Source organism: Sporolactobacillus pectinivorans, assembly GCF_002802965.1.
GTDB classification, from domain to species: domain Bacteria; phylum Bacillota; class Bacilli; order Bacillales; family Sporolactobacillaceae; genus Sporolactobacillus; species Sporolactobacillus pectinivorans.
This window is the reverse complement of the sequence record NZ_NXGA01000001.1, coordinates 259,410-282,126: the sequence shown is the minus strand read 5'-3', so window position 1 is coordinate 282,126 and position 22,717 is coordinate 259,410. Positions and strand designations below refer to the sequence as shown.

The 22,717-nt window shown below is 40.6% G+C and carries 28 protein-coding genes and 2 pseudogenes; 14 read left to right on the top strand and 16 right to left on the bottom strand.

Annotated elements, in window-relative coordinates; translation table 11 throughout:
* The first annotated feature begins 339 nt into the window (after positions 1–339).
* From COP04_RS01455 to COP04_RS01435, 5 genes are all read left to right on the top strand, one after another.
* Positions 340–885, top strand: coding sequence for a PadR family transcriptional regulator (locus COP04_RS01455; RefSeq protein WP_100486382.1), 546 nt, complete (start codon positions 340–342; stop codon positions 883–885).
* A 40-nt stretch (positions 886–925) separates the two neighbouring features.
* Complete coding sequence (locus COP04_RS01450; RefSeq protein WP_157800129.1) at positions 926–1,804, top strand: CPBP family intramembrane glutamic endopeptidase; 879 nt, start codon at positions 926–928, stop codon at positions 1,802–1,804.
* A 316-nt stretch (positions 1,805–2,120) separates the two neighbouring features.
* Positions 2,121–2,465 carry an ArsR/SmtB family transcription factor gene (locus tag COP04_RS01445; RefSeq protein ID WP_100486380.1) on the top strand — a complete coding sequence of 115 codons (345 nt, stop codon included), beginning with the start codon at positions 2,121–2,123 and terminating at the stop codon, positions 2,463–2,465.
* Positions 2,466–2,494: 29 nt separating this feature from the next.
* Complete coding sequence (locus tag COP04_RS01440; RefSeq protein WP_100486379.1) at positions 2,495–3,010, top strand: SRPBCC domain-containing protein; 516 nt, start codon at positions 2,495–2,497, stop codon at positions 3,008–3,010.
* 82 nt (positions 3,011–3,092) lie between these two features.
* Positions 3,093–3,470, top strand: a complete 378-nt coding sequence (locus COP04_RS01435; RefSeq protein WP_100486378.1) for a VOC family protein — start codon at positions 3,093–3,095, stop codon at positions 3,468–3,470.
* Positions 3,471–3,686: 216 nt separating this feature from the next.
* Here the strand turns inward: COP04_RS01435 and COP04_RS01430 are convergent, their stop codons facing one another.
* On the bottom strand, positions 3,687–4,598 hold the full coding sequence (locus COP04_RS01430) for a fumarylacetoacetate hydrolase family protein (protein WP_239984727.1): 912 nt from the start codon (positions 4,596–4,598) through the stop codon (positions 3,687–3,689).
* Positions 4,579–4,872, bottom strand: a pseudogene (locus tag COP04_RS01425) (isochorismatase family protein); the annotation flags it as partial. The pseudogene COP04_RS01425 and the gene COP04_RS01430, both read right to left, overlap by 20 nt.
* A gap of 107 nt (positions 4,873–4,979) precedes the next feature.
* On the opposite strand from COP04_RS01425, the gene tnpA (COP04_RS01420) reads away from it, so the two are divergent.
* The gene (gene tnpA / locus COP04_RS01420) at positions 4,980–5,411 is read left to right on the top strand and encodes an IS200/IS605 family transposase (protein ID WP_100486376.1); all 432 of its coding nucleotides are present in this window, start codon (positions 4,980–4,982) and stop codon (positions 5,409–5,411) included.
* 49 nt (positions 5,412–5,460) lie between these two features.
* Here tnpA (COP04_RS01420) and COP04_RS01415 read toward each other — a convergent pair whose 3' ends face one another.
* A complete protein-coding gene (locus COP04_RS01415; RefSeq protein ID WP_100486375.1) occupies positions 5,461–5,799 on the bottom strand; it encodes a cysteine hydrolase family protein in 339 nt (112 codons plus the stop codon).
* Between the two features lie 125 nt (positions 5,800–5,924).
* Here COP04_RS01415 and COP04_RS01410 point away from each other — a divergent pair, with 125 nt between their 5' ends.
* On the top strand, positions 5,925–6,794 hold the full coding sequence (locus COP04_RS01410) for a TetR/AcrR family transcriptional regulator (RefSeq protein ID WP_100486374.1): 870 nt from the start codon (positions 5,925–5,927) through the stop codon (positions 6,792–6,794).
* 115 nt (positions 6,795–6,909) lie between these two features.
* Here the strand turns inward: COP04_RS01410 and COP04_RS01405 are convergent, their stop codons facing one another.
* The 7 genes from COP04_RS01405 to COP04_RS01375 all read right to left on the bottom strand — a co-directional run bounded on the left by COP04_RS01405 (position 6,910) and on the right by COP04_RS01375 (position 11,500).
* Complete coding sequence (locus COP04_RS01405; RefSeq protein ID WP_100486373.1) at positions 6,910–7,671, bottom strand: ABC transporter permease; 762 nt, start codon at positions 7,669–7,671, stop codon at positions 6,910–6,912.
* Positions 7,668–8,435: an ABC transporter ATP-binding protein gene (locus COP04_RS01400; RefSeq protein ID WP_100486372.1), complete on the bottom strand. Its 768-nt coding sequence runs from the start codon at positions 8,433–8,435 to the stop codon at positions 7,668–7,670. Before COP04_RS01400 ends, COP04_RS01405 begins: the two co-directional genes overlap by 4 nt.
* Before the next feature lie 66 nt (positions 8,436–8,501).
* On the bottom strand, positions 8,502–8,747 hold the full coding sequence (locus COP04_RS01395; protein WP_100486371.1) for a hypothetical protein: 246 nt from the start codon (positions 8,745–8,747) through the stop codon (positions 8,502–8,504).
* A gap of 14 nt (positions 8,748–8,761) precedes the next feature.
* Positions 8,762–9,256, bottom strand: coding sequence for a helix-turn-helix domain-containing protein (locus COP04_RS01390; RefSeq protein WP_100486370.1), 495 nt, complete (start codon positions 9,254–9,256; stop codon positions 8,762–8,764).
* A 220-nt stretch (positions 9,257–9,476) separates the two neighbouring features.
* On the bottom strand, positions 9,477–10,343 hold the full coding sequence (locus COP04_RS01385) for a pentapeptide repeat-containing protein (protein ID WP_100486369.1): 867 nt from the start codon (positions 10,341–10,343) through the stop codon (positions 9,477–9,479).
* 13 nt (positions 10,344–10,356) lie between these two features.
* The gene (locus COP04_RS01380; RefSeq protein ID WP_100486368.1) at positions 10,357–10,686 is read right to left on the bottom strand and encodes a PadR family transcriptional regulator; all 330 of its coding nucleotides are present in this window, start codon (positions 10,684–10,686) and stop codon (positions 10,357–10,359) included.
* A 244-nt stretch (positions 10,687–10,930) separates the two neighbouring features.
* Positions 10,931–11,500 carry an NAD(P)/FAD-dependent oxidoreductase gene (locus COP04_RS01375; protein ID WP_100486367.1) on the bottom strand — a complete coding sequence of 190 codons (570 nt, stop codon included), beginning with the start codon at positions 11,498–11,500 and terminating at the stop codon, positions 10,931–10,933.
* Positions 11,501–12,004: 504 nt separating this feature from the next.
* Between COP04_RS01375 and tnpA (COP04_RS01370) the strand changes: the two genes are divergently transcribed.
* On the top strand, positions 12,005–12,436 hold the full coding sequence (tnpA, locus tag COP04_RS01370) for an IS200/IS605 family transposase (protein ID WP_100486366.1): 432 nt from the start codon (positions 12,005–12,007) through the stop codon (positions 12,434–12,436).
* Positions 12,437–12,525: 89 nt separating this feature from the next.
* The gene (locus COP04_RS01365; protein WP_100486365.1) at positions 12,526–13,407 is read left to right on the top strand and encodes a Cof-type HAD-IIB family hydrolase; all 882 of its coding nucleotides are present in this window, start codon (positions 12,526–12,528) and stop codon (positions 13,405–13,407) included.
* A 151-nt stretch (positions 13,408–13,558) separates the two neighbouring features.
* On the opposite strand, the gene COP04_RS01360 is transcribed toward COP04_RS01365, so the two are convergent.
* The 4 genes from COP04_RS01360 to COP04_RS01345 all read right to left on the bottom strand — a co-directional run bounded on the left by COP04_RS01360 (position 13,559) and on the right by COP04_RS01345 (position 15,900).
* Positions 13,559–13,975 carry a hypothetical protein gene (locus COP04_RS01360; RefSeq protein ID WP_157800128.1) on the bottom strand — a complete coding sequence of 139 codons (417 nt, stop codon included), beginning with the start codon at positions 13,973–13,975 and terminating at the stop codon, positions 13,559–13,561.
* A gap of 5 nt (positions 13,976–13,980) precedes the next feature.
* Positions 13,981–14,343, bottom strand: a complete 363-nt coding sequence (locus COP04_RS01355) for a hypothetical protein (RefSeq protein WP_100486363.1) — start codon at positions 14,341–14,343, stop codon at positions 13,981–13,983.
* A 227-nt stretch (positions 14,344–14,570) separates the two neighbouring features.
* On the bottom strand, positions 14,571–14,990 hold the full coding sequence (locus tag COP04_RS01350) for an isochorismatase family protein (protein WP_100486362.1): 420 nt from the start codon (positions 14,988–14,990) through the stop codon (positions 14,571–14,573).
* A gap of 34 nt (positions 14,991–15,024) precedes the next feature.
* A complete protein-coding gene (locus tag COP04_RS01345; protein ID WP_204988006.1) occupies positions 15,025–15,900 on the bottom strand; it encodes an alpha/beta fold hydrolase in 876 nt (291 codons plus the stop codon).
* 856 nt (positions 15,901–16,756) lie between these two features.
* Here COP04_RS01345 and COP04_RS01340 point away from each other — a divergent pair.
* From COP04_RS01340 to COP04_RS01320, 5 genes are all read left to right on the top strand, one after another.
* Complete coding sequence (locus COP04_RS01340; RefSeq protein ID WP_100486360.1) at positions 16,757–17,362, top strand: glucosaminidase domain-containing protein; 606 nt, start codon at positions 16,757–16,759, stop codon at positions 17,360–17,362.
* 20 nt (positions 17,363–17,382) lie between these two features.
* Positions 17,383–17,769, top strand: a complete 387-nt coding sequence (locus COP04_RS01335; RefSeq protein ID WP_100486359.1) for an ArpU family phage packaging/lysis transcriptional regulator — start codon at positions 17,383–17,385, stop codon at positions 17,767–17,769.
* Between the two features lie 47 nt (positions 17,770–17,816).
* Positions 17,817–18,161: a phage holin family protein gene (locus COP04_RS20655; protein WP_100486358.1), complete on the top strand. Its 345-nt coding sequence runs from the start codon at positions 17,817–17,819 to the stop codon at positions 18,159–18,161.
* A 75-nt stretch (positions 18,162–18,236) separates the two neighbouring features.
* Positions 18,237–20,480: a glycoside hydrolase domain-containing protein gene (locus COP04_RS01325; protein WP_100486357.1), complete on the top strand. Its 2,244-nt coding sequence runs from the start codon at positions 18,237–18,239 to the stop codon at positions 20,478–20,480.
* Positions 20,481–20,796: 316 nt separating this feature from the next.
* The gene (locus COP04_RS01320; protein WP_162297068.1) at positions 20,797–21,303 is read left to right on the top strand and encodes a YcxB family protein; all 507 of its coding nucleotides are present in this window, start codon (positions 20,797–20,799) and stop codon (positions 21,301–21,303) included.
* 67 nt (positions 21,304–21,370) lie between these two features.
* On the opposite strand, the gene COP04_RS01315 is transcribed toward COP04_RS01320, so the two are convergent.
* Both COP04_RS01315 and COP04_RS20650 read right to left on the bottom strand, forming a co-directional pair.
* On the bottom strand, positions 21,371–21,874 hold the full coding sequence (locus COP04_RS01315; protein WP_100486355.1) for an NAD(+) diphosphatase: 504 nt from the start codon (positions 21,872–21,874) through the stop codon (positions 21,371–21,373).
* A 255-nt stretch (positions 21,875–22,129) separates the two neighbouring features.
* Positions 22,130–22,509: pseudogene (locus COP04_RS20650) on the bottom strand (DMT family transporter).
* Between the last annotated feature and the right edge of the window lie 208 nt (positions 22,510–22,717).

Here is a 22,717-nt window from a genome sequence, read left to right as displayed (position 1 = left end):
GAGTCAACAACTATTTTCTTAACTGGCCGTTTATTTCACCGGAAGAATGCGACCTTATACAGTTCTGGTTAAACAACTCTATTTGTATTTATCAAGTTTATAAAAATGATTGATCGTAGCTACTGTTCATTATAAAACACTCATCTGTTTGCCCCCTCGACTTTGTGTCCAAGATTGGGGGGTCAAACCGCATTAATTTAAACAAGATTTTTCATGTCCTTGTTGATTGTAAAACTCTAGTATGTTCCACTAAAGGGTCATATTCTTAGTAACTATTGACAATTTATATCTAAATGATATATATCTAATGTATATATAACGTAAAAAAGGAGTGATATTATGCGTGAAAACAAGAGCCTTTATGCTCTTCTTGGTATCCTTATGTTCGGTCCGCATACAGGATATGATATTAAACAGCGTATTGAACAGCGTTTAAGCCACTTTTGGCATGAAAGTTATGGACAAATTTATCCCAATTTGAAACGTCTTGTGGAACTTGGGTGGGCAACTTTAACAGATGAATTAGTTTCGGGAAGAAGCCGAAAAATTTACACAATCACGAAATTGGGGCAAATTAAATTCCACGAATGGATGAATCAACCACTAAGTCCCCCCTCACCAGAAAAGAATGAAATGTTACTGCGACTATATTTTGGTCAGAATCAATCTATTGAAGAGAACAGACAGCTAATTCGAAACTACAGGGAACAGATGGAAGAAATACGCTCTGTGTTTCATACCATTCAAAATCAGCTGGGTGTAGCTGAAGGCGAACCAGCTTATGGTCGGATGACTCTTGGATTTGGTATGCATGTTGTAGAAGCCATTACCAATTGGTGTTTGGAGCAAGAGATTTATTTGGAAAAATTCAATCACGGACAGTAAAAAAATTAATTGATGATAAATGAATAGGCAGGTGTTTTGTGTGAAAAATCGAAATGGGCTTATTTGGACGATTGGGATACCTTATCTAGTTGCTTTTATATCAGTGTATTTGTGGATGGCAATTGCACAGATTGTGTCGGTAGGGATTTACTTACATCAACACGGAGGATCGCAGTCTGAAGCAATCAATGCCATGAGGCTGAATTGGGGTGTTCAATCCATTATTAATGTACTTATGGAACTCGTACTACTAAGTGTCCTCATATTCTTCTCAACCAGAGAGGGCGTGGCATTTACTTGGAGCCGTGTTGGGTTTGTTAAAAACCGAAGTTCTATGATAGTAGGAGTTGGGCTTGCTATCCTGATAAATGTTATTGTATTTAGCATCGCTTATGGCTTAGGAACTATTCATGGACTTACAATTGGGACTGCAATATATTCCATTGTCTCTGTACTATTTTTTACGGTGATAAGTTGCGTCTCAACAGGGTTTCCTGGAGTTATTGAGGAAATGTTTTTCCGTGGCTATTTGCAAACCAAGATAATGAAATCAAAGGGTTCTACTGTTGCTATTGTTGTAACCTCACTACTCTTTGCACTAATGCATATCGCATTGTATCCGACTATTCTTGGATTGTCTACTGTATTGCTTTTAGGACTAATTCTCGGCGTTTTGTATTATAAGACCAAGTCATTGTCCATATCAATTGGATTTCATTATGCATGGGATTTCTTAAACAGCGTTGTAGGAGATGGAAAACAACCTTCTGTATTTTCTATTCACGACTTAACAGCAATAACAACTCAAAACATTTTGCTTTTAATTCAATTAATTGTTCTAATCTTTGTATTAGCTATCATCCTCATTATAACAAGAAATGTTGGAATAGACGTTTCAAAAGTCCCTAATGTCAAGTGATTTCTCGTCCGTTAGTTAAACAAGAATTAAATGATCTTAGGGCTAAGACCATATTTTTGTTATCAAAAACAGCAAAGAAGCTTCCTCATGTACCTATGAAAGAAGAGTTTGAATGCTACTATGACCCTTCGTTGAAAGGCTGGGTCTTGAATAAAGAGCCGGATACAAAGTCACTTATTAGTTTTGTGGGGAGTTTATTTAAATATTCCTTGACAAGAATATACATGACCAGGTATATTTAAACCGACAGGATGAAAGCTACTCTAAATCAGGGAGATGATTAGACAAGAAACCATTAAATTCAGAGGTGAGCAACATGTCCGGCAAAAGTCCGGGAATAGACATAACGACGCTGAGTGCTTTAGCTGAACCGAATCGTATGAATATCATCGAACTCTTACGCCACGGCCCCCTGACCGTGGGGGAAATCACTGAGAAGCTGGGATTGAAGCAGCCCCAAACTTCAAAACATCTAAAAGTGCTTAGCGACAACGGGATTGTAGAAGTACAGGCCGAAGCTAACCGACGAATCTACAGGCTCCGGCCCGAGCCATTCCAGGCGTTGGATTCATGGATACAGTCCTTCCAACGCGTGATGCAGGAAAGATTCGACAATCTGGATGATTATTTAAAGGAACTGCAGGACAAGGAAAAGCCGTAAAATCATTTCATGATCGAGGAGGAATGACAATGTCAAACCATACCATGGTATCGAGAGTAGAGAATGAGCAGATACTTGTACTGGAGCGCATTTTTGATGCGCCACGCGATCTCTTATTCAAGATGTTTAAAGAGCCGGAACATCTAAAACGCTGGTGGGGGCCGAAAGGCTGGGAGATTCCGGTCTGCACTATTGATTTTCGTCCGGGTGGCGTGTGGCACTACTGTATGAAGTGTGTCGATCAGAATCAAGGTCAATTTTTTGGAATGGAATCGTGGAGCAAGGGGGTTTATAAGGAAATTATCGAGCCCGAGAAGATCGTCTATACCGATTACTTTTCAGATGCTGAAGGTCATGTGAATGATTCCATGCCGTCGAGCGAGATCACATTGGAATTTATCGATTTGGGTGGAAAGACGAAGCTGATCAACCACGCTGAATATGGGTCCGCAGAGGCACTTAAGACCGTCACGGACATGGGCATGCTGCAGGGTATCACCGAAACCTGGAACCGTTTGGACGAACTTGTCGAGTCCCTGAAATAAATTACCGTAACACTGTTTTCGGTGTTAGTAGGGATAGAAGTATTAAATTTAGTCATTACTTATATAAGGGAGTGTCAAATCAATGATTAGTAAAGTCGGTCAAATCATGTTGTACGTTAATAACCAGGACGAAGCAAAGGATTTTTGGACAGAAAAATTGGGCTTTGAGGTCATTTCTGAAGAAAACAATGGACAGATGAGGTCGATAGAAGTTGCTCCTAAAGGTGCAGCAACGAGCATTGTGCTTCATAGTAAAGAGTTCATTGCCAAAATGAATCCTGAAATGAATCTAGGAACGCCATCTATCATGTTTTTTACGGAAAATCTCGATCAATTATATCGTGATTTGACGAACAAAAATGTCACAGTTGGAGAAATTGTAGAACTTCCCTCCGGAAGAGTCTTTAACTTTGCAGATGATGAAGAAAATTACTTTGCTGTAATGGAAAAAAGAAAATAAAAAAGTAAGTAGAATGAAATAAACCATCGAACGCTCCATTAAGGTTTAAACCGATGGGAAGACGTAGCGGGAACGATAGTTGAATTAGTCACGAAAGCAGCTAATCAAAATGATCAGCTGCTTTTTTTTCAGTGCCGTATCAGCCAAAGTGAGTGTTTTTAAAGAATCGATATGTTGAGCAAAATATTTCTGTTATTGAGTTAACGGGCAACGTAATCAATCTTCATTTACTAGACGATTGGTAAGGGATCCGAGTTTCTCAATTTCTACAGTGACTTGATCTCCTGCTTTTAGCCAATTTCGTTTTTCCTTTGATTGACCGAGAATAACTCCCGCCGGTGTTCCAGTCAGAATTATGTCTCCTGGTTCAAGGGTCATATAGTGAGACACGTAACTTACAATCTCTTCTACATTAAAGACCATGTCGTTTGTGTTGGATTGCTGGCGAACCGCGCCATTAACATAGGTCTTTATCATTAGATTATTTGGATCTTTAACTTCTTCCCGGGTCACTATATAGGGGCCAATGGGGCAAAATCCGTTCAGATTCTTTCCCACAAGCCCTTGTGGTGTCCTGAATTGGAGATCGCGTGAAGACAAATCATTTGCATTGCAGTAGCCCAAGACATAATCAAGAGTTTTTTTCACAGAAATATTTTTCGCTTTTCGTCCTATGATGACTCCTAATTCCCCTTCATAATCGAATTCTTTTGATACAGAAGGTAAAACCACATCTTCAAGATGCGCTGAAAGTGTATTTCCAAATTTGCTGAACAAAACAGGAAATTTGGGAATAGGTAGTCCCGATTCTTTTATGTGACTTTTATAATTTAGCCCAACACCAATGATCTTACAATAAGGGGGAACACATGGTGCGTAATGAATCGGTGCTTTTTCTGGCTTGCTGTCAGAATTTTTAATTGATGAATGGATTTCTTTTTCTTTATGATCCATTACCATGGAAACGACTTCTTCAAATGAAAACGGAAGGGGGGTGATTTCTTTTGCATGACATAATCCCAGAAGTTTATTACCCGACTTATAATATTGAACAAGTTTTATACTCTCCACCGCCTTCCTCAGAGCTTTAATGAGACGATCAACCCAATTAATTGTTGATCGATTCAATGATTTCACTCGTGGTTCGTATTTTCCCTATTCTAGGAAAGATATAGTTTTTCACATGATCGTGCTCCGCTTGTGAAAATCCTGTCATGGCATCAATGCCGAATATTTGATTATAACCAAACATAAATGCCTCTCGAGCTGTAGTATCTACACCAAGTCCTGTTGCAATCCCGCATAGCACAATAGTATCTATACTGCGGCGGCGCAATTGCAAATCTAAATCCGTCCCGTAAAAAGCCCCCCATTGTTTCTTAATCACGATGTGATCTGTTTCAGAAACGTTTAGCTTACAAAAGCGGGGTCTAAACCCACCGTCTTTAGACGGTATCCGCTTTTAGCCTTATCTTTTCGTGTCCATACTTTTCAAAAGAGGTGAAAAGTATGGACGGTTATCAGAAAAGTGGTCATGCAGTCTACGATATCAAGTATCATGTGATCTGGGTGACCAAATACCGATATCAGGTGCTGCGAGGTCCAATCGCTGTTCGATTGCGTGAGTTGATCCGGCAGGGATGTGAGGCCAGGGGAGTCACAATCCTGCAGGGGAGCGTAGGCAAGGAACATGTCCATTTGCTGATTTCTTGTCCACCCAGCCTAGCGCCGAGTAAAATCATGGAGTATCTGAAAGGACGCTCATCCAGATTGCTTCAGGATGAGTTTTCAGAACTAAAAAAACGGTATTGGGGCCAGCACCTATGGTCCAGAGGTTATTTCTGTGCGACGGTCGGCAACGTGACGGAAGAAATCATCCGAAATTACATTGCGAATCAGTCAAATAAAGTCAAGGACGACATTTTCAAGATTGACGACTGAGTTCAGTCAGAATTCAGTGTGCTATGAGCACAAGGTCTTTCAGAAGACTTCAGTCTTTAAGTGGCGACTTTAAGTCGCAGACATTTATGTCTGAACCCACCTGCTTTAGCAGGTGGTCGTTTAGTTTCGAGACAAGCTCATCCCAGTGACTTGGTAGATTTAATTGGGGAGGAGCGACATCCAGTTTCGGTTGAGGGATATCTTTCATATCTTTGCTTGAAACATGAACTAAGGCGACAAAAGCCCCCGCTTTACGAAAAGCCTCGGCCAGAGCAGCTGAATGATCAATAACCTGTTCTGCAGAATAAGGGGCATACTGGTTTCCCAGCCATTTTTGTAAGTCAATGACAACCAAAGCCGTTTTTTTAGGGTCAATCAGTTTTTCCATATTGGAACACTCCCGTGTATATGATAATGACCGTTTGTTCATTTTTAAAAACTAGCAGTCATTTGACTTTATGTTTATTATTTTGTACCATGAGTCATGGATAGTCAAGGGAAGTGATTTCAAGAATGAATATTACGAAACAAGATATTATAAAATCAGCTACAAAATTGTTTAAGAAGCAAGGTTATCTTTCTACATCTGTACAAGATATTGCAAATGATTACGGTATAGCTAAGGGATCTATCTATAAGTATTTTTCATCAAAAGAGGAATTATTTAGTGAAGTCTTTGACCGATGTCAAAATATGTACTTTGATGAAACGGAAAAAATAAGTTCGCAAAAGGGAATGTCGCTAAGAGAAAAGTTTTTACAACAAATTGTATTTCGGTTTCAATATTTTGCTGAATACAAATACATTTTGGTTGAATTTACCGAACTTCCGATACAACAGGATGAAAAATTTAAACCGTTACGCCAAAAAGTAAGAGCTCGATTAATCTCCTGGCATAAGGAGTGCCTGGAAAATTTATATGGGGATAAAATTAAGCCCTATTTATATGATTTGATCTTTATATATCGGGCAATATTGAAGGAATATTTGTTTTGGATCATATACGAAGACAATATACTATCTATGGAGAAAATAGCCGAGTTTATTTTAACCAAGATGGATCTATTAGTTGAAAGTACGGTGCGAGGACAATCAATTTCTATTATAAATCGATCAGCCTACGTTCACTATATTAATGGAGGAAATGCTGTAAGTAAGGAGCAACTAATAGCTGAATTAATTGACGAAGCTGAGAAAACGATTGGTAAACTCCCGTATGGAAAGTCTTATCAAGAAAAATTAAATGAGCTCATAACAATTTTAAAAACAGAACTCGAAAAGGAAAAGCAAAGTGAACCACTGCTTTGTGCGATTTTGTCTTATTTAGAAAAAGAATTTGAACTAAAAAGTATAATCATCCAACTTAAAAATCTGTTATTATGAGCGAATCATAGTAACGGTTTTTTTATGGAGAGAGGGGGCATAAACCGGCAGTTTGCGTCGCTTGAAATGGTACCCGTTAAAATTCATTGAGATCTTTAAAACTTCTGTTCATATCTCATGCAGTTTTACGTCTATAAACCAGCATGGCGAAAACATAGGCAGCAAAAAGTATACCCAGGCACCATGTGAGTGCGATCCAAATATCGTTACCTACGGGCTGACCTGCAAGCAGGGAGCGGATCGCGTCGACGATGGAAGTGACCGGTTGATTTTCGGCAAAAGCACGCACAGGTCCGGGCATGGACGCGGTAGGTACAAAGGCCGAGCTGATAAACGGCAGGAAGACAATGGGATAGGAAAAGGCACTTGCACCATCTACTGATTTTGCGGACAGCCCGGCTATTACAGCAATCCAGGTTAGGGCAAGTGTGAACAGTGCAAGAATACCAGCCACGGCAAGCCATGACACCACTCCTGCTGACGAGCGAAAGCCTATAATCAGTGCGACGAAAATGATGATGACAACTGAAAGAGCATTGGATACCAGTGAGGTCAGTACGTGCCCCCACAGGACGGTCGAACGCGCAATCGGCATCGAGTAGAACCGTTCAAATATGCCCCGTTGCATATCGATAAAGAGGCGGTATGCTGTGTAGGATATACCGCTTGCGATTGCGATCAGCAGGATGCCGGGTAATAAGTAGTTCACATAGTTAGCCGTGCCGGTTTTTATGGCTCCGCCGAACACGTAGACGAACAGCAACATGAACACAATCGGCATGAGAGTGACTGTGATGATGGTGTCCATACTGCGGATAATATGGCGCATGGAGCGTCCAAGCATCACGCCCATGTCACTGAAAAAGTGTTGGTTCATTTCCCAGCCTCCTCCTTTTTGCTGATGAGGGCAAGGAAAACTTCCTCAAGTGTCGGTTGTTTTTCAACGTATTCCACCTTAGCGGGCGGGAACAGCTTTTTTAACTCCGCAAGCGTGCCGCTAACGATAATTTTTCCTTCATGCAGAATGGCAATCCGGTCGGCGAGCTGCTCGGCTTCGTCTAAATATTGCGTGGTCAGAAAGATTGTTGTGCCGCCATCGGCAAGCTCTCTGATCATTTTCCAGACCTCAATGCGCACTTCGGGATCTAGCCCTGTTGTCGGTTCATCGAGGAAAATAAGCTTTGGTTTTCCGATCAGGCTCATGGCAATGTCAAGTCTGCGGCGCATGCCACCGGAATAAGCGGACACTCTGCGATTGACCGCATCGGTCAGGCCGAAACGGTTCAGCAGATCGTCCGCCACCTGGCGCGGTTTTTTAAGATGGCGAAGTCGGGCGATCATGATCAGGTTTTCACGGCCCGTCAGAATTTCATCTACAGCGGCAAATTGTCCGGTCAGGCTGATCGACTCCCGCACACTTTCGGAGTTTGACGCAACATCAAAACCATTTACGATTGCGGTTCCGCCATCTTGTTTAAGCAGTGTGGTGAGGATTTTAATGATCGTTGTCTTGCCTGCACCGTTGGGGCCGAGCAAGGCGAAAATAGTACCCTGTTCCACCTCGAAATCCACGCCCTTTAGAACATGAAGCTGTCTATAGGACTTTTTAAGCCCTTTTACTTGAATGGCCTGATTTTGCATCGGTTTCACGCTCTCTTATAGAATCGTAATCTTTGATTAATCGGTCCCTATCCAGCGAAAAGTGAGCTAAAGCGTAATTTTAAGCTTAAAACCGTCACTGCTTGATATATCAATAAGAGCAAGTTTTCTGAATGACCTTTTCGCATGAATCAGCTCTTTTCTCAAGACTTTTAAAGAGTCTTCCTTTAAGGGAATCTTATAATATTTTTTAGTACAGCTTGCGATTATTCGGAAGGTAACACCATTTAACACGACCTTAATAGGTAGAGGAATGATAAAGCGATGTCCATTTGCCTCAATTCTGATCTTCATAATGAACCTCCGAATCATTCAATGACAACTTCAACATTATCACCATTAGCACTCTTAACCTCGACAATCTTACCTATCACTCCGTTTTCCGCCATGAGTAATATCGCTTGGAAATCAATGTTCTTCAGAGCGTCGTTACCCGAAATCTGTGGCAATTGCGTTCCGATTTCCAAAGCAACTTTTACCAATCCCAACGGCAAATTAACTCTTACAATGTCTCCCTCTTCACTGTCAACTGATACTTTTAATAGCATTTTATTAAAATCTTTACGTTCTCCTTCTGAAACGACTTGAACAACTTTCGATTTTTCACCCCTTAGGAGTTCATCTACTGAGACATTAAAATAATCTGCGAGTTGAGGAAGTGAGCTAATATCCGGGCATGACAAGTCATTCTCCCACTTGCTTACCGCTTGGGAAGAAACTCCGATGTGCTCTGCAAGCTGATCCTGTGTTATACCCTTTCTCTTTCTAAATTCTCCAATTCTTGAACCTAACGTATCAGCCATTTTTGATACCCGCCTCTCATTATGAAGTTGAACTAAATGTTCGTTATTCGAAATGCTGTATTCATTATCGCGTCAAACAGGTATCAATAGAATGGAGTAATCGTTGAATTATGTCATCTATCAGTTGATTTTCTATCTACTCTTAGTTGTTTTTGCCAAATTATTAAAAATGAATAGCCGTAATGAAGCATCAATCTGGAGGGCTATTTCCTGTATGATCTTAAATAATAGTGACCTTTGATAAATCAGCCTTCATGCCCTTGAGTGCGGCATAAGTCAACTTATCCATCATAGCTCCGTCAAAGCAGATGGTTTTGATGGCACGGTAATATTTATTCGTCAAGGCATGCGTTGCACGGAAAGACACATTTCTGAGTGTTGCGTCCTTAAAAGAAACGTCGTTCAACGCCGCTTTGTCAAACGTGACATCGATAAAAGTCTGACCGTCAAGGCACAGTCCCCGCAGGTCGGAATATTTGAAATCCACGCCGTTAAAGATACACCGTTCCAGAACAGTTTTTCGAAGATCGGTCATCGTCAGAGTGACATCTGTAAATCGGATATCAATGAATTTTGTTCCCGTCAGATCCGACTTACTGATGTTGGTGCGGACAAGTACAGATCGACGGAAGCTTGCATCCCGGAGGTCTATGGCGCATAATTTGCAGTCAGTCAGGTTCGTACCGTCGAAATTGGCTTCACGCACATCACTGCTGACGAATGAGCTGCCGGTTAAGTCTGCACCGGAAAAGTCGGACCCGCGCAGCGCGCTTGCTTTAAAATTTCTTTGATGTGCGATGACATCTGCAAAGTCACTCTTCGGCAGGTTGCTTGCATTGAAATGGATCACAGCCTGCCGCTCAAGAGAGTGGGAAAGGTCAGCCACTTCCTGTACGGTTCCTTCAATGTCGCCGATGCTGTCGATCGTCATCTGGAAGGCTGTTTCATCATCTTTTCCCTCGGTTTTTAGTTCACGATACTGCTCCTGCAAATCGGAGAGCAGATCGGCTTTTAAATCGGCAACACTTTTTACGCTGTCATAAGGGGAAAAAACTTCGTTCAAATACCGGCTTAATTTGTCATTCATGGCTGAAACCTCCTTACAGTAATTTATCAAGAATGCGTTTGGTGTACTCCCAATTACTTTTGTTGCTGGCATAAGTGGCTTTACCCTTAGTGGTGATCCGAAAATACTTACGCCGTCCGCCCTGGGATTCATCACCCCAGTACCACTCGATATCATTGTCTGCCTCAAGTCTCCGGACGCTGGAGTACATCGTTGCCTCCTTTAATTCATATTCGCCACCCGAGTGCTCGGCAATCAGTTTGACAATTTCGTAGCCGTAGTGATCTGCTTCGGATAAAAGCCGTAAAATCATCGTATCGGCATGCCCGCGCAGCTGGTCGGATGTGAGTTTGTTCGTCACCATATCATCACCTCACAGTAGCATTATATGTCGTATTACTATGACAGTCAATATACTGTTACAGATTAATACTGCATGGGAAATAATGGGCGTATAAAACCGGCAAACAGGGCGAAGGATTGTACATTTTCCCTGTTGCAATCGATTCACTGAATTGAAGTCCTTAAATATAGCAAAACAAGGCACCGAAAAATGTGCCTTGTTTTGAATGATGCAGAAAAACGTGTTATTCAGCTGAATTCAGGTTTCAGACCGCCGGCAGTTTGTCATGATCTACGTAGCGTTCGCCTTTCAGTTCGCTGATCAGGTTAATGGCTTTTTGCGCTCCGTCTCCGCTTGTGATAATCGTGTGAACGCTGACCCCGGCGGCAACACCGGCAGCCCAGATGCCGTCAATGTTCGTGTGGCCGGACTCATCCGCCTCAATCACGGTTTTGACAAACTTTTCACGACCGTCTTTTGTCTTCAAACCGATTGTCTGTGCAAGCTTTGCGTTCGAGCCGGTCGCCAGAATCACTTGACTGGCGGAGTAGGAGGCACCGTCTTCTGTTTGAATGTCAAAAGCTTCGCCATTTTTGTGGACATTTGTCACTTGGGCTTTAACAAATTCGGTTCCGAAACGCTCTGCCTGTTTTCTCCCCGTTTCGACCAGCGCTGTTCCACTGATCTCTTCGATACCGTAGTGATTTTTGAGAAGCGCGCGCTGCGTCAGCCCTTTTTCATTATCGATAACCAGTGTTTTCAGTCCCGCTTTGCTTGTGAAGATGGCGGCACTCTGACCGGCTGGTCCACCGCCAACGATGACTATGTCGTACATTTAAAATCCCTCCATTTTAAAAATGTTTATTCTATTTCTATGATAACGATTTTCGGAGATGAAAGCTTGCATATTGCCTTTGGCGGTCCGGGAATCGTGAAAAGGGAGATGGTTCAATCATCAAGTTTCGGATAAAGTTGTTTCATCGCTTTTAAAAGTCCTTCGACACTGGCGGGAGCAGGGCAGGTGGCCTTGCTTATTCGGCTACAAAGTCCGGCTTAAACGGACGACTAACATTTGCGTCTGTACGTGAACTGAGCAAGGATTGGATTACTGTCAACGCTATTGCACCGGGACTCAATATCGGGACGAATTTTTTGGGTGGTCAGTTAACGGATAAGCGATTGAATTAGGTGATCGCACAAATACCAGCTGGAAGTGTCGGTCAGCCTGATGACATTGCCTCAGCAGTGTGCTATTTAGCTTACAAAAGCGGGGTCTAAACCCACCGTCTTTAGACGGTATCATCTATTCGTGTCCATACTTTTGACAGAGGTGAAAAGTATGGACGGCTATCAGAAAAGCGGTCATGCAATCTACGATATCAAGTATCATGTGATCTGGGTGACCCAATATCGGTATCAGGTGCTACGGGGTCAGGTCGCAGTTCGGTTGCGTGAACTGATCCGACAAGGATGTGAAACCCGAGGGGTCACCATTTTTCAGGGAAGCGTAGGAAAAGAGCATATCCATCTGCTGATCTCTTGTCCACCCAGCCTTGCACCGAGTAAAATCATGCAGTATCTGAAAGGACGCTCATCTAGATTGCTGCAGGATGAGTTTTCAGAACTGAAAAAACGGTATTGGGGCCAGCACTTATGGTCCAGAGGTTATTTCTGTGCGACGGTCGGCAGCGTGACGGAAGAAACCATCCGAAATTATATTGCGAACCAGTCAAATAAAGTCAAGGACGACATTTTCAAGATTGACGACTGAGTTCAGTCAGAATTCAGTGTGCATTGAGCATAAGAGCTTTCAGAAGACTTCAGTCTTGAAGGGCGACTTTAAGTCGCAGACATTTATGTCTGAACCCACCTGCTTTAGTAGGTGGTCGTTTAGACGGAACTTTATTAAATAGTCAAGGCACAATCAGTTCGAACAACATTCAAGCGATTCGTCAGGTTATGGAAAATCACCATATTGTTGCCATTGCGACTGGACGTACGTATTTCGGTGTTCGATCACTGTTGCAAAGCCGATTGACACTTCCTGTGATTGCTTCAAACGGTGCAACGATACATTCTCAGGAAGGCTCTCTCATCGGTGAAACAGTTTTGGATCGACAGACTGCAAAGAAAATAATTGATTATCTTCTAGAACAGCATATGTATTTTGAAATCACCACGGATAAACAATTATTAATACCCTCTTATGGAGAACAAGAATTAAAAAGTGAACTTGAACAATTAAAGAAAAAGACTCCGAACATGGATGAGAATACCCTTTGGCAAAAAGCGTTAAATCAGTTTGCGCAAGCAGGGATCAGTCCGCTTAACGATCTTAAAACTTTGCTTGATCGTCCAACGCCAATCTATAAAATATTGACCTTCTCTTATAACTCGGATCTGCTTTTACAGGCAATGACACATTTCGCAAGTGATAGCTCAGTCCGATTAACCTCTTCAAGTTCTCCTGTCATTGAATTCATCTCACCGAAGATTGATAAGGGGGTAGGGGTGCTCACATTAGCTAATCAGTATCATATTCACCGAGAGGATATCATAGTCATCGGCGACAACCTAAATGATCTGTCGATGTTTCAAATAGCACATACAAAAGTTGTGATGATGAACGCGCCATCGGATTTAAAAAAGATAAGCACATATATCACAAGATCGAATGATGAAGATGGTGTCGCGTTCGCTTTGAGGTGCCAACTTGGTTTGGTTGAAAAGAAAAGTCGCTAGATAGTTCTCCCATATGCCAATAGCTTATACAAGGTAGAAAGAAGATCAGCAATTTCGGATCTTCTTCTTTCTTTTGGTTATTGTTACCAATGTTCGCTCGGCCTTATTTTTTAAAACCTGGAAATTAGTGATGCTGCCCGAGCCGTTTAGATTAGTTGATCTCATTCTCTGGAATAGGCCTATGCTGTATTCTTGCCCATACGTCCCGAGAGTCTTTAGGCAAACCTTTAATTCTCTTACCAATTCCTAAATAATAGATAACTTTTTCTTTTTCCCATACTTTGAACACAATTCTTAAATCCGATTTTGCTTTTTGTCCCGTCCAATTTCTTTTCTTTTTCTCTTTTTCTGGAATGGAATGCATATATCTTTTTCTATAACCGTACTCTTCCAATAATCCATATTTCGTTGGTCTGCTTAATTCCTTCCAGTTACTGTCTAGTGCCTTCAACTCGTTATGAAACTGTTCATCAAAAAAGCCCCAATCTTGTGGGGCAATTAATTCATTATCTTGAATGAATTTAAGATCATTAACAAATAAGGAATCAAATTTTTGCGTATAATTCATGGTCATTATTCCCTTTTATTAGTTTCTCTTTGCCTGGAACCCTTAAAAAAAGTGTTCTCTATTTCTTGAATTCCATAGGAGGCAGCTGTGTTTTCTTCTGCTTTGGTAGCTGCTTCTCCATATCGTTCATTAAGCTGATAATCTTCTCTATCACTTTGTAATTCTTCCACTTGTGCATTTAAAAATTCAATACGATCGACCATTTGCTCATATTTATCCCAGCTTAATAAGGCGGCCTTAATATCATCGTTCATGATTATCGCTAATTTTTCATTTTGGTTTAATTTATCCAATAAATTTTTTTGTGATAAAGAACGAAGATCCTTTGCAGGCATAGTTTCCCTTTTTTCAAGTGACTTTGTTGGCATTTTAAATTCCCCTTTCGTAGTCAACAACTCCTTGACACTAATATTATACAGTCTTAGTGTGTTATTTACTATATAATATGTGCAAAAAAAGGAACAAATATGCATGCAAATTATTGCACATTATTTCGGACATTGCTTTGCCGGCTATTCTTCAGCAGACTGATTATTAATTTTAGGCCACACAAAAAGCTCGCAACACAAAAGTTACGAGCCTTTCTGTAAAATCATCAGATGATCTTGGCGAACACGTTGCGCCATATCGATAAATGATGCGCATTGATCTGCTCAGCGGTTAAGTGATCTGAATCAAAGGTTGAGAATCCGTTATTTAGGATGGTCACGCTGAATCCGAGATGAAAAGCTATCCGAATAGTGGTACCAATACACAGCTGAGTCTGGGCGCCACAAATTTCAATAGAGGAAAGGTTGTGGGTCTTTAAATACGCTTCAAGCCCTGTTTCATAAAAAGCATCAGGATGATATTTGATAAAATATCGGTCGTCTACAAAAGCTACAGCCATTAAGATAAGAGCTTCTTTTGCATCATCTGGAGGTTTATGATTGTGCCATATGGGCAACGGCCTTATAGTCCTTCTTCCAGTTTTTCTCTCCTTCTCTGTTCTTTGTGATTTGCCCCAGAATTGCATTCATTGTCCTACGAGATCCGTTATTATAAGTTGATCATGAGTTTAACCAGTTAATCGCTGCTTCAGCGACCTTTTCCGGTTCTTGTCGTTGCGGAAAATGACCTACATTGGGCAGCAAAATTCTCTTAAATCTATTTGTAAACAAGTTTTCGGTTCCTTCTGAGGTTGATGGATCATTACATGAATCGCTGGCGCCGTGAATAAGAAGTGTGGGAACATCGATTTCAGGGGCGGCTTTGATTCTATTGTCAATATCCGCATAAGCAGGATCAGGCTCAGCGAATCCCCAGCGCACACGATAGGAGTGCAGTGTGACTGAAGCCCAATCTGGATTTGTGAATGCAATAGCTGCTTCATTAAACACCTGATCACTAATCGTAAATCCCGGATTCCAAATGTTCCAGATATATCTTGTGAACTCATATGTTTGTTCACGGACAAGTTTTTCTCCCATATTTGTTGCCATATACCAGTGGTACCAGTAATTCTGAGTTTGCTTTAAAGAGAGCCGTCCTGCATCTCCCCAACCAACAGATAAAACGACTTCATGAGATATTTTTTTCGTTCCTTTCAGACAGGAAAGTGTATAAGCTGTGCGCGCACCCCAGTCGTGCCCAATGACTGCAAATTGTGCAAGACCTAATTTGTCAGTAAAATCAAGGATATCCTGAGCTAAGGCCGAAAAGCTTCCTGTTCTCGGCGTTTGCTTGTTAAGAAATTGGGTGGGGCCAAAACCTCTTAAAGAAACAGCATACGTATGAAACCCTGCCTGGTGAAGAGACGGAAGTAGTTTATCCCAAGTATGGTAGCTGTCTGGCCAACCATGAATGAGCAGTAACGGACGACCATTAGCAGGCCCGGATTCCTCATAACCAATTTTTAGCAATTTAGTTTCAACAAATTTGATCAATACGATTACCTCCTTGTGGTGCCTGTATATAAGTCATTTATTGTGTATTTGTAGACTAGTAAGGGTGATAGTTTAACATCATTATACTATCAGACCTGGTATTATTTGATAAATCATACGCACGATAGATTAGTCTGGAAACAATTGCTTCTTATGTCCATTACCATTTGTGAATCGATTAAAGACAACATTCATTGATCCAACTGATTCTGTTCTCCCTCTTCAACGGGGCGGTTGACTATGGCATCATGCCAGATATGTCTCCAGTAAAGAAATGTGAACAGAATCGACCGAATAGCTACCTGTGTTCGCTGCGAAACTACGCTGACGGTGTTGCTGGGGTACTGCAGTTCTAGGATCTTTCGATATTGGATTGCCGCCTTAGAAGAGCCTCCTGTATCATTGATGTCACGCGTTTTTGATGCGTGCTAAGTATACGAGGAGGTGTTATCCAGTGCCTATGGATCAAATAATGGAAAAAGGTGAATTATTTTGTGGGATTAAATAGCCTATTTTTGGGTAGAGGTAGCCTATTCGGCTGGCCGCCGTCAGCAGAGCACCCGCGGAGGGTGAGTGCATGGAGTGAAAAAAACGGATTTTTTAGCAAAGCCAGTGATTAAGATGATAGATGCTATTAACGCCTTACTTTGGCCATAAGAGCCATTAGTGAGTAGTGTCAACAGATAGAACATTTATTATTTATTTGCAAAAAGGAACATATGTTCTTATAATGTACCTATAATAAATTCCTTTTAATAAATGGCACTCATTTGGCAATGAGTTGACAGAGCGAATTACCACAGCCGTTGTATGCTATGAGTATCCCAAGAAGGTGGTAAAAAAGGAGGTGATAGAAATGACAAAACAAAGTACATTTTTAAATCTTGTGAAACAAGGAGCTGAAATGGGATGGAGTAATTACAAAGTACTCCCCTCACTTACGGGGGCACAAGCAGCTTTAGAGAGCGGTTGGGGTTCTGCAGCAATATCAAATAACTTGTTTGGTATAAAAGCAGATGCTTCATGGCATGGACCAGTTGTAACAGCAACTACCCGTGAATATGGACTAAAAGGTGCCTATCGAGAATTAAGCAAATTCAGGGCATACAGTTCCTTTTCAGAGAGCACCTTGGATCATGCGAAATTCCTCCATGAAAATAAACGGTACAGTAATCTTCTTGGAGAAATGGATTATCACTTAGTCTGTACACTCATTAAGAAAGACGGATACGCCACTGACCCGAATTATACACAGAAATTAGAAAGTATTATCGAAACCTATCAACTTTATCATTGGGATCCATCTGAAAAAGAAAGTCAGTCCAGGCAATATATAGTGAAGAAAGGGGATACGTTAGACGAACTGGCTGAGCGGTTTGGACGACCTTTACTTGAGCTCCAAAAATTAAACTCGATTAAAGATCCAAATAAAATTTACGTAGGCCAGCAATTGAAAATCTAGTAATGACATCAGGTGATTCGATGGAAGAAATGGACAAGAAAAAAGTAGAAAATTCTATTAGCATAGTGAAGAATTCCCTACTTAATTGTCGCTATATTTTTGTAAAAATAACAAAAACCCCTTTTGTTATTACGGGCGACCAAATTAAACTGAGAAATGATTGGCTTGAAAAAATCGAAGACATTGAGAGAAAAACGCTAATTGACATTTCCCATACGGTGAATTCATTAGATGTTGAGCAAAAAAAGATCATCTTTTACAAATATTTATCATTCCAAAGCATGTACGACTTTGAAATACAAAATAGTTTGGCGCTTTCACAAAGAACATATTATCGAAAGAAAAGAAGTGCGCTAATCAAGCTTGCCCTAGCTTTAGGATTTTTACAAGTGATGATAACGGTCTAACCGTAAAGGAGGTTTTCTTTATAAATACATCTCTTGATTCCTTCAGCATGTATGAATTTCTTTTGATTCTCATGGCTCTTGATGTTATTTCGGGATTATTGAAAGCCATTAAACAAAAAAAACTTAAATCAGGAGCCATTAGAAATGGACTCTTAAAGAAATCGGGAGTTGTTCTCTCGCTCATACTTTCATCCATTTTAGACACATTGGTCAACCGTGGAACACCTATTTTTCAGACCGTAATGACACTTATTGCTATTTGTGACGAAAGCCTGTCTATCATCGAAAATCTAACGATCCTTGGTGTCTCATTCCCAAAAGTTATAACGAGTAGGTTAAACAATCTAGAGGAACAAGACACCGAAACAACAAATACAAAGACTAGTAAATAAACACTAGCATACTATTTTCGATTATTCAAGATTTCCATGATTTATATTTAAAAAAAGAAAGGAAGTTATTTTACTATGGATCAAATGGTACTCGAAGTTCAGCAATGGCTGAACCAAACTTATGGTCAGAATACTCAGTACACGAACGTTTTTGGTGGTAATTTAATTGATGAGAATGGAGAAACTGGACAGCAGGTTGAACAAGCGCTGATCGCTGGATTGCAGATTGAGCTAGGAATTGCTACGCCAACAGGTACTTTTGGTCCGGAAACAGAAGCAGCCTTTACAACCATGTCTATTCGATCATCCGATGACTTAACGACACCAACAAATAAAGAATATATTCTACAAGGAGGTTTTTGGTGTAAGGGTTATAATCCAGGAGGATTCACAGGAATCTTTTACACGGACACTCAGGCCGCAGTTGAAGAGTTTGAATCAGATGCAGGAATCAACCAGGATGGTGTCGTTACGGCCATGATCATGAAGGCGATTCTAAATACGGATCCATTTGTCCTTGATGCTAATGGTGACGCGAATATCAGAGTCATTCAGCAAAGCTTAAATAACCAATATAATGCTTACACAGGACTGTTGCAGACAAACGGTCTTTATAGTCGAGAGACCAACACAGCGCTCATTTATGCCCTGCAGTGTGAGGAAGGATTATCCCCTTCAGAAGCTACAGGCACTTTTGGGCCGACGACAACCGCAGATTGCCCTACCCTTTCTTTAAACGACTCTAGGACAAATTTTGTGAAGATTCTCGAATACGCTCTTTATTGTAATGGTACTGATTATGATCCTAAGAACTTCAATGGGGTTTATGATAGCAATGTTGCAGCTGCCGTTGAAAGTTTTCAGCAAGCGATGGTTCTGCCAGTCACGGGTGTAGCCAATATGACGACCATCAAAGGATTGATGACAAGCGCTGGCGATACTTCAAGAGATGCCTTAGCGTGTGACTGTGCAACAATCCTAAACGATACAACGGTACAAATTGTGAAAAGCGCCGGTTTCAATTATGTAGGGCGATACTTAACTGGTACAGCGAATGGTGTTTCTAAGGCAATGACTACAAGCGAACTACAGTCCATTTTTAGCGCCGGTTTGAGTGTTTTTCCAATTTACGAAGATGGGGGATATCAAGAGAGCTATTTTAACTATGATCAGGGTTATTCAGATGCTCAAGTTGCCTTTGAAACTGCAAAGACTTTGGGAATCCCAGGTACAACCAGAATCTATTTCGCGGTAGATTACGATGCCTTACAGAGTGACATTACGTCAAATGTTGTTCCATACTTCCAAGGCATTCATGATGCGTACTCAGAACAAACTACTCCCTCATATGAGGCAGGTGTTTATGGTGACAGAAACGTATGTCAGAATGTTTCTCAATACGTCAGCGGCTATTTTGTTGCAGACATGTCGACTGGATGGAGCGGTAATCTTGGTTTTACCATTCCTACTGGATGGTCATTTGATCAATTTACAACGATTACTATTGGTGATTCCACTGCAGGTTATTTCCAAGTTGATATGGATGCTTATTCAGGCGTGGATCAGGGATTCAATTCAATTGATACAGCTGCGCCATCAGCTGAACAAATCGCTACCGCTCAGTATGCTGCCGTCTTACCATTAGTCCATAGCATTCCTGACCTAGAGGATTATTTCAATACAACAGAGGCTCTTGAAGAAGAAGTAGAATTTACAGTGGTAGACACTCCATTTCTCGAAGTTGATTTTAGTTTTTCAGGGAAAATCGCACCTAAGGGAGAGCACGCAGTTACTATTACGGTAACAAATGGAACAACACTTGGAACCGAATTCGACGTATTCGGAGGATTGACAACCTTGGGGAGCGAGACGACCCCAAACATTGATATGACGGATCCCGAAAGTTATATAACACAATTTGCTGCAGCGATTAATGAAGGAAATATAGAATATGAGATAAAGACTCCGGAGGATCCAAATGAAGTTTTGGAAGTTTCGATGACGGCTATTTTTAAAAATGTTGCGGTTGTTACAGGATACGATACCGAATTACAAGCAGAGCTTACATTCAAGTACCGAAATAGTGACGATTTTCCAGATGTCACTTTGCCCAATTGTGATACCATTTATAATCTGAATAATGAAAGTGGCCAACTTCCATATTCAGCTGTATCTTATCAATCACTTGGTTCATTAAAAAATACGTTTGGTTACGTCGGCCTTGGAGCTGCTGCTCTTGGTGTTACTTATGCAGCTGGTACTTATATTACAGATGTAATTATACCGTTTTTAATGGAAGTAGCAGCAGCAGCTGCATAATAACTCTAAAACGTAATGCGTAATTAAATAACGGGTTACAATATAATTAAAAGGCTCACAGATATTCTTAAAAGCAAGAATATCTGTGAGCCTTTTCTGCGTTCTTCAAATGAACTAGGGTACAAGCTACTTAATTTCAACTAACTAAAGAACGAAGTTGTGTGATGCCAGTAATTGCCTAAGGTGTACACTTTTAGAATAAAATCGTTCTTTTCAGATCAGAGGTTCCGAGAAAAGCATGACACATACGCGTAGTAATTAAATTGTGCTAAAATACGATTATGATTTATATTGTTTATTGAATCGAGGAATGGTTATGGAATGCCTTCTTAATTTTAGTGGTACATTGACTCTTCAAGAATTTCAAAAATATCAATGGCATTATAAATTCAGAGCCGTTATTTATGGAATGATGAGTTACTTTATATTTTGGATGGGTATTGGATACTTCGTTCAATATAATTTGTTGGGCATGATAGTAATCTTAATATTACTTACTATTTCGTTTGGCTCGGCTTTGTTTGTTGGAAACAGACGTACGAAACGAGAGTACAAAGACAATAAAAGGCTCAGTGCAATGACAAGTCATTATATTTTTAAAGATACTGGAATTACAATATCTAACCCAACTGGTTCTACCCAATATGATTGGTCTGAAATCAGGCAAATCAGGGAATATAATGACATGTTCTTACTATATATAACAAGAAAAATGGCCATTATAATCCCTAAGAGATTTATTGGTTCACAGGAGAAACTTGTTGAATTCAGGGATATGTTGAATAATCACTATCAATATTCAAAAATCAAATTAAGAAAATAGCTTTATACAAGGACTAAGAGCCCATTTAATAAACTCAACATTCTGCTTGAATTTTCGGGAGCATTTTTTAATAGATTTCCCGAATAAAGTTTCGATAGACGGCCAATGCAGCATTACCTGGGTTATCTGGAAACATATACTGTGGTGCATCTTTTGCAGGAACCCACTCAGCGGAGGCTAATTCGTCAGATATTTTGAAGTCTTGTTTAACAGTCGTGCCAATGAATCCATGCATTAGTGCCTCATTTTTGGCAAACCAGTATGTTCCTGCATATCGAAGACTCGTTAAAGAGATTCCTAGTTCTTCTTGTACTTCACGGTCAGCAGCAACTTCAGCAGTCTCACCCGGCTTCATGTAACCAGAGATTAATGACTCATATTTTTGCGAAAGATACGGCATTTTTACTAAAACAATTTCCTTTAGTTCATTTGTGACGAGGACAATCACGCAATCGGAAAATGTTGGGAACCAAAATTTGTCACATTGGGGACAAAACGGGGTTGATCCATCGTCACCCGCAATCTTATCAAGTAATTTTTCACCACACACAGGGCAATAAGTATAGATCATCGAATACGGCACTCCTCGTAATTTCTGAATCTTAGATTTTTACCTGAAACAATTTGATTGTAGCATTCCGCGCAGACATCATCTATCTTTTCAGGGTTGAATCTTATTCAATATAATAGTAGCACCAACCAATTCTACAGAGGTCATATTGTACACCTCTGAGGGCTTCAATTTATTACCAATATTCTCTATCAGTTCCCCATTTTTTGAACTTTCTTATAGTAAGTTGGCAGTCGGTGTGTCACTTCTTACTATTTACAAGAGTTTGATTAAAAGGACACCCATTAACATGATAATCAGGCCGATAAGTTTGAATTTAGATATCGGTTTTTGCTGAGCCTCCAACCAGCCGAACTTTTCAATGAGTAAACTTCCAGCAATCTGTCCGAAGGGTACGATCGAAACGGTTAGACCTGTTCCAATGTTTGGCGATAAAAAGGCATTGCCTAAAATGAACAGGAACCGAATAATCCACTCGTCCAAATCCACCAGGGTTGATCAGAAGTTAACCCCTGATAGATACCCAAAGAGCGATCTTTTATAAGCGTAAGGATCAACAACGTGAGCGTTCCAATAACAAAAGAAATGAAGGTGGACTGCTCGCGTCCTTTCCCTGCTTGATCCCGAGGAACCATATTTTCTAATTGATAGAGTGATTTTCTCACAATTCTATTGCACAGTAAACAGGAACTGCGAAGTAAACGCCTAACTGACCTTATCAGAGGATCTTAGAACCAAGAATATTGTATAGGCCTGATGCTTCTTAACGGGTAGGGATCGCACAGTTTTTTTTAAAAAGGGTGGAAAGATGAAAAGGGAGCCGATCCTTAGTAAGATTATTGG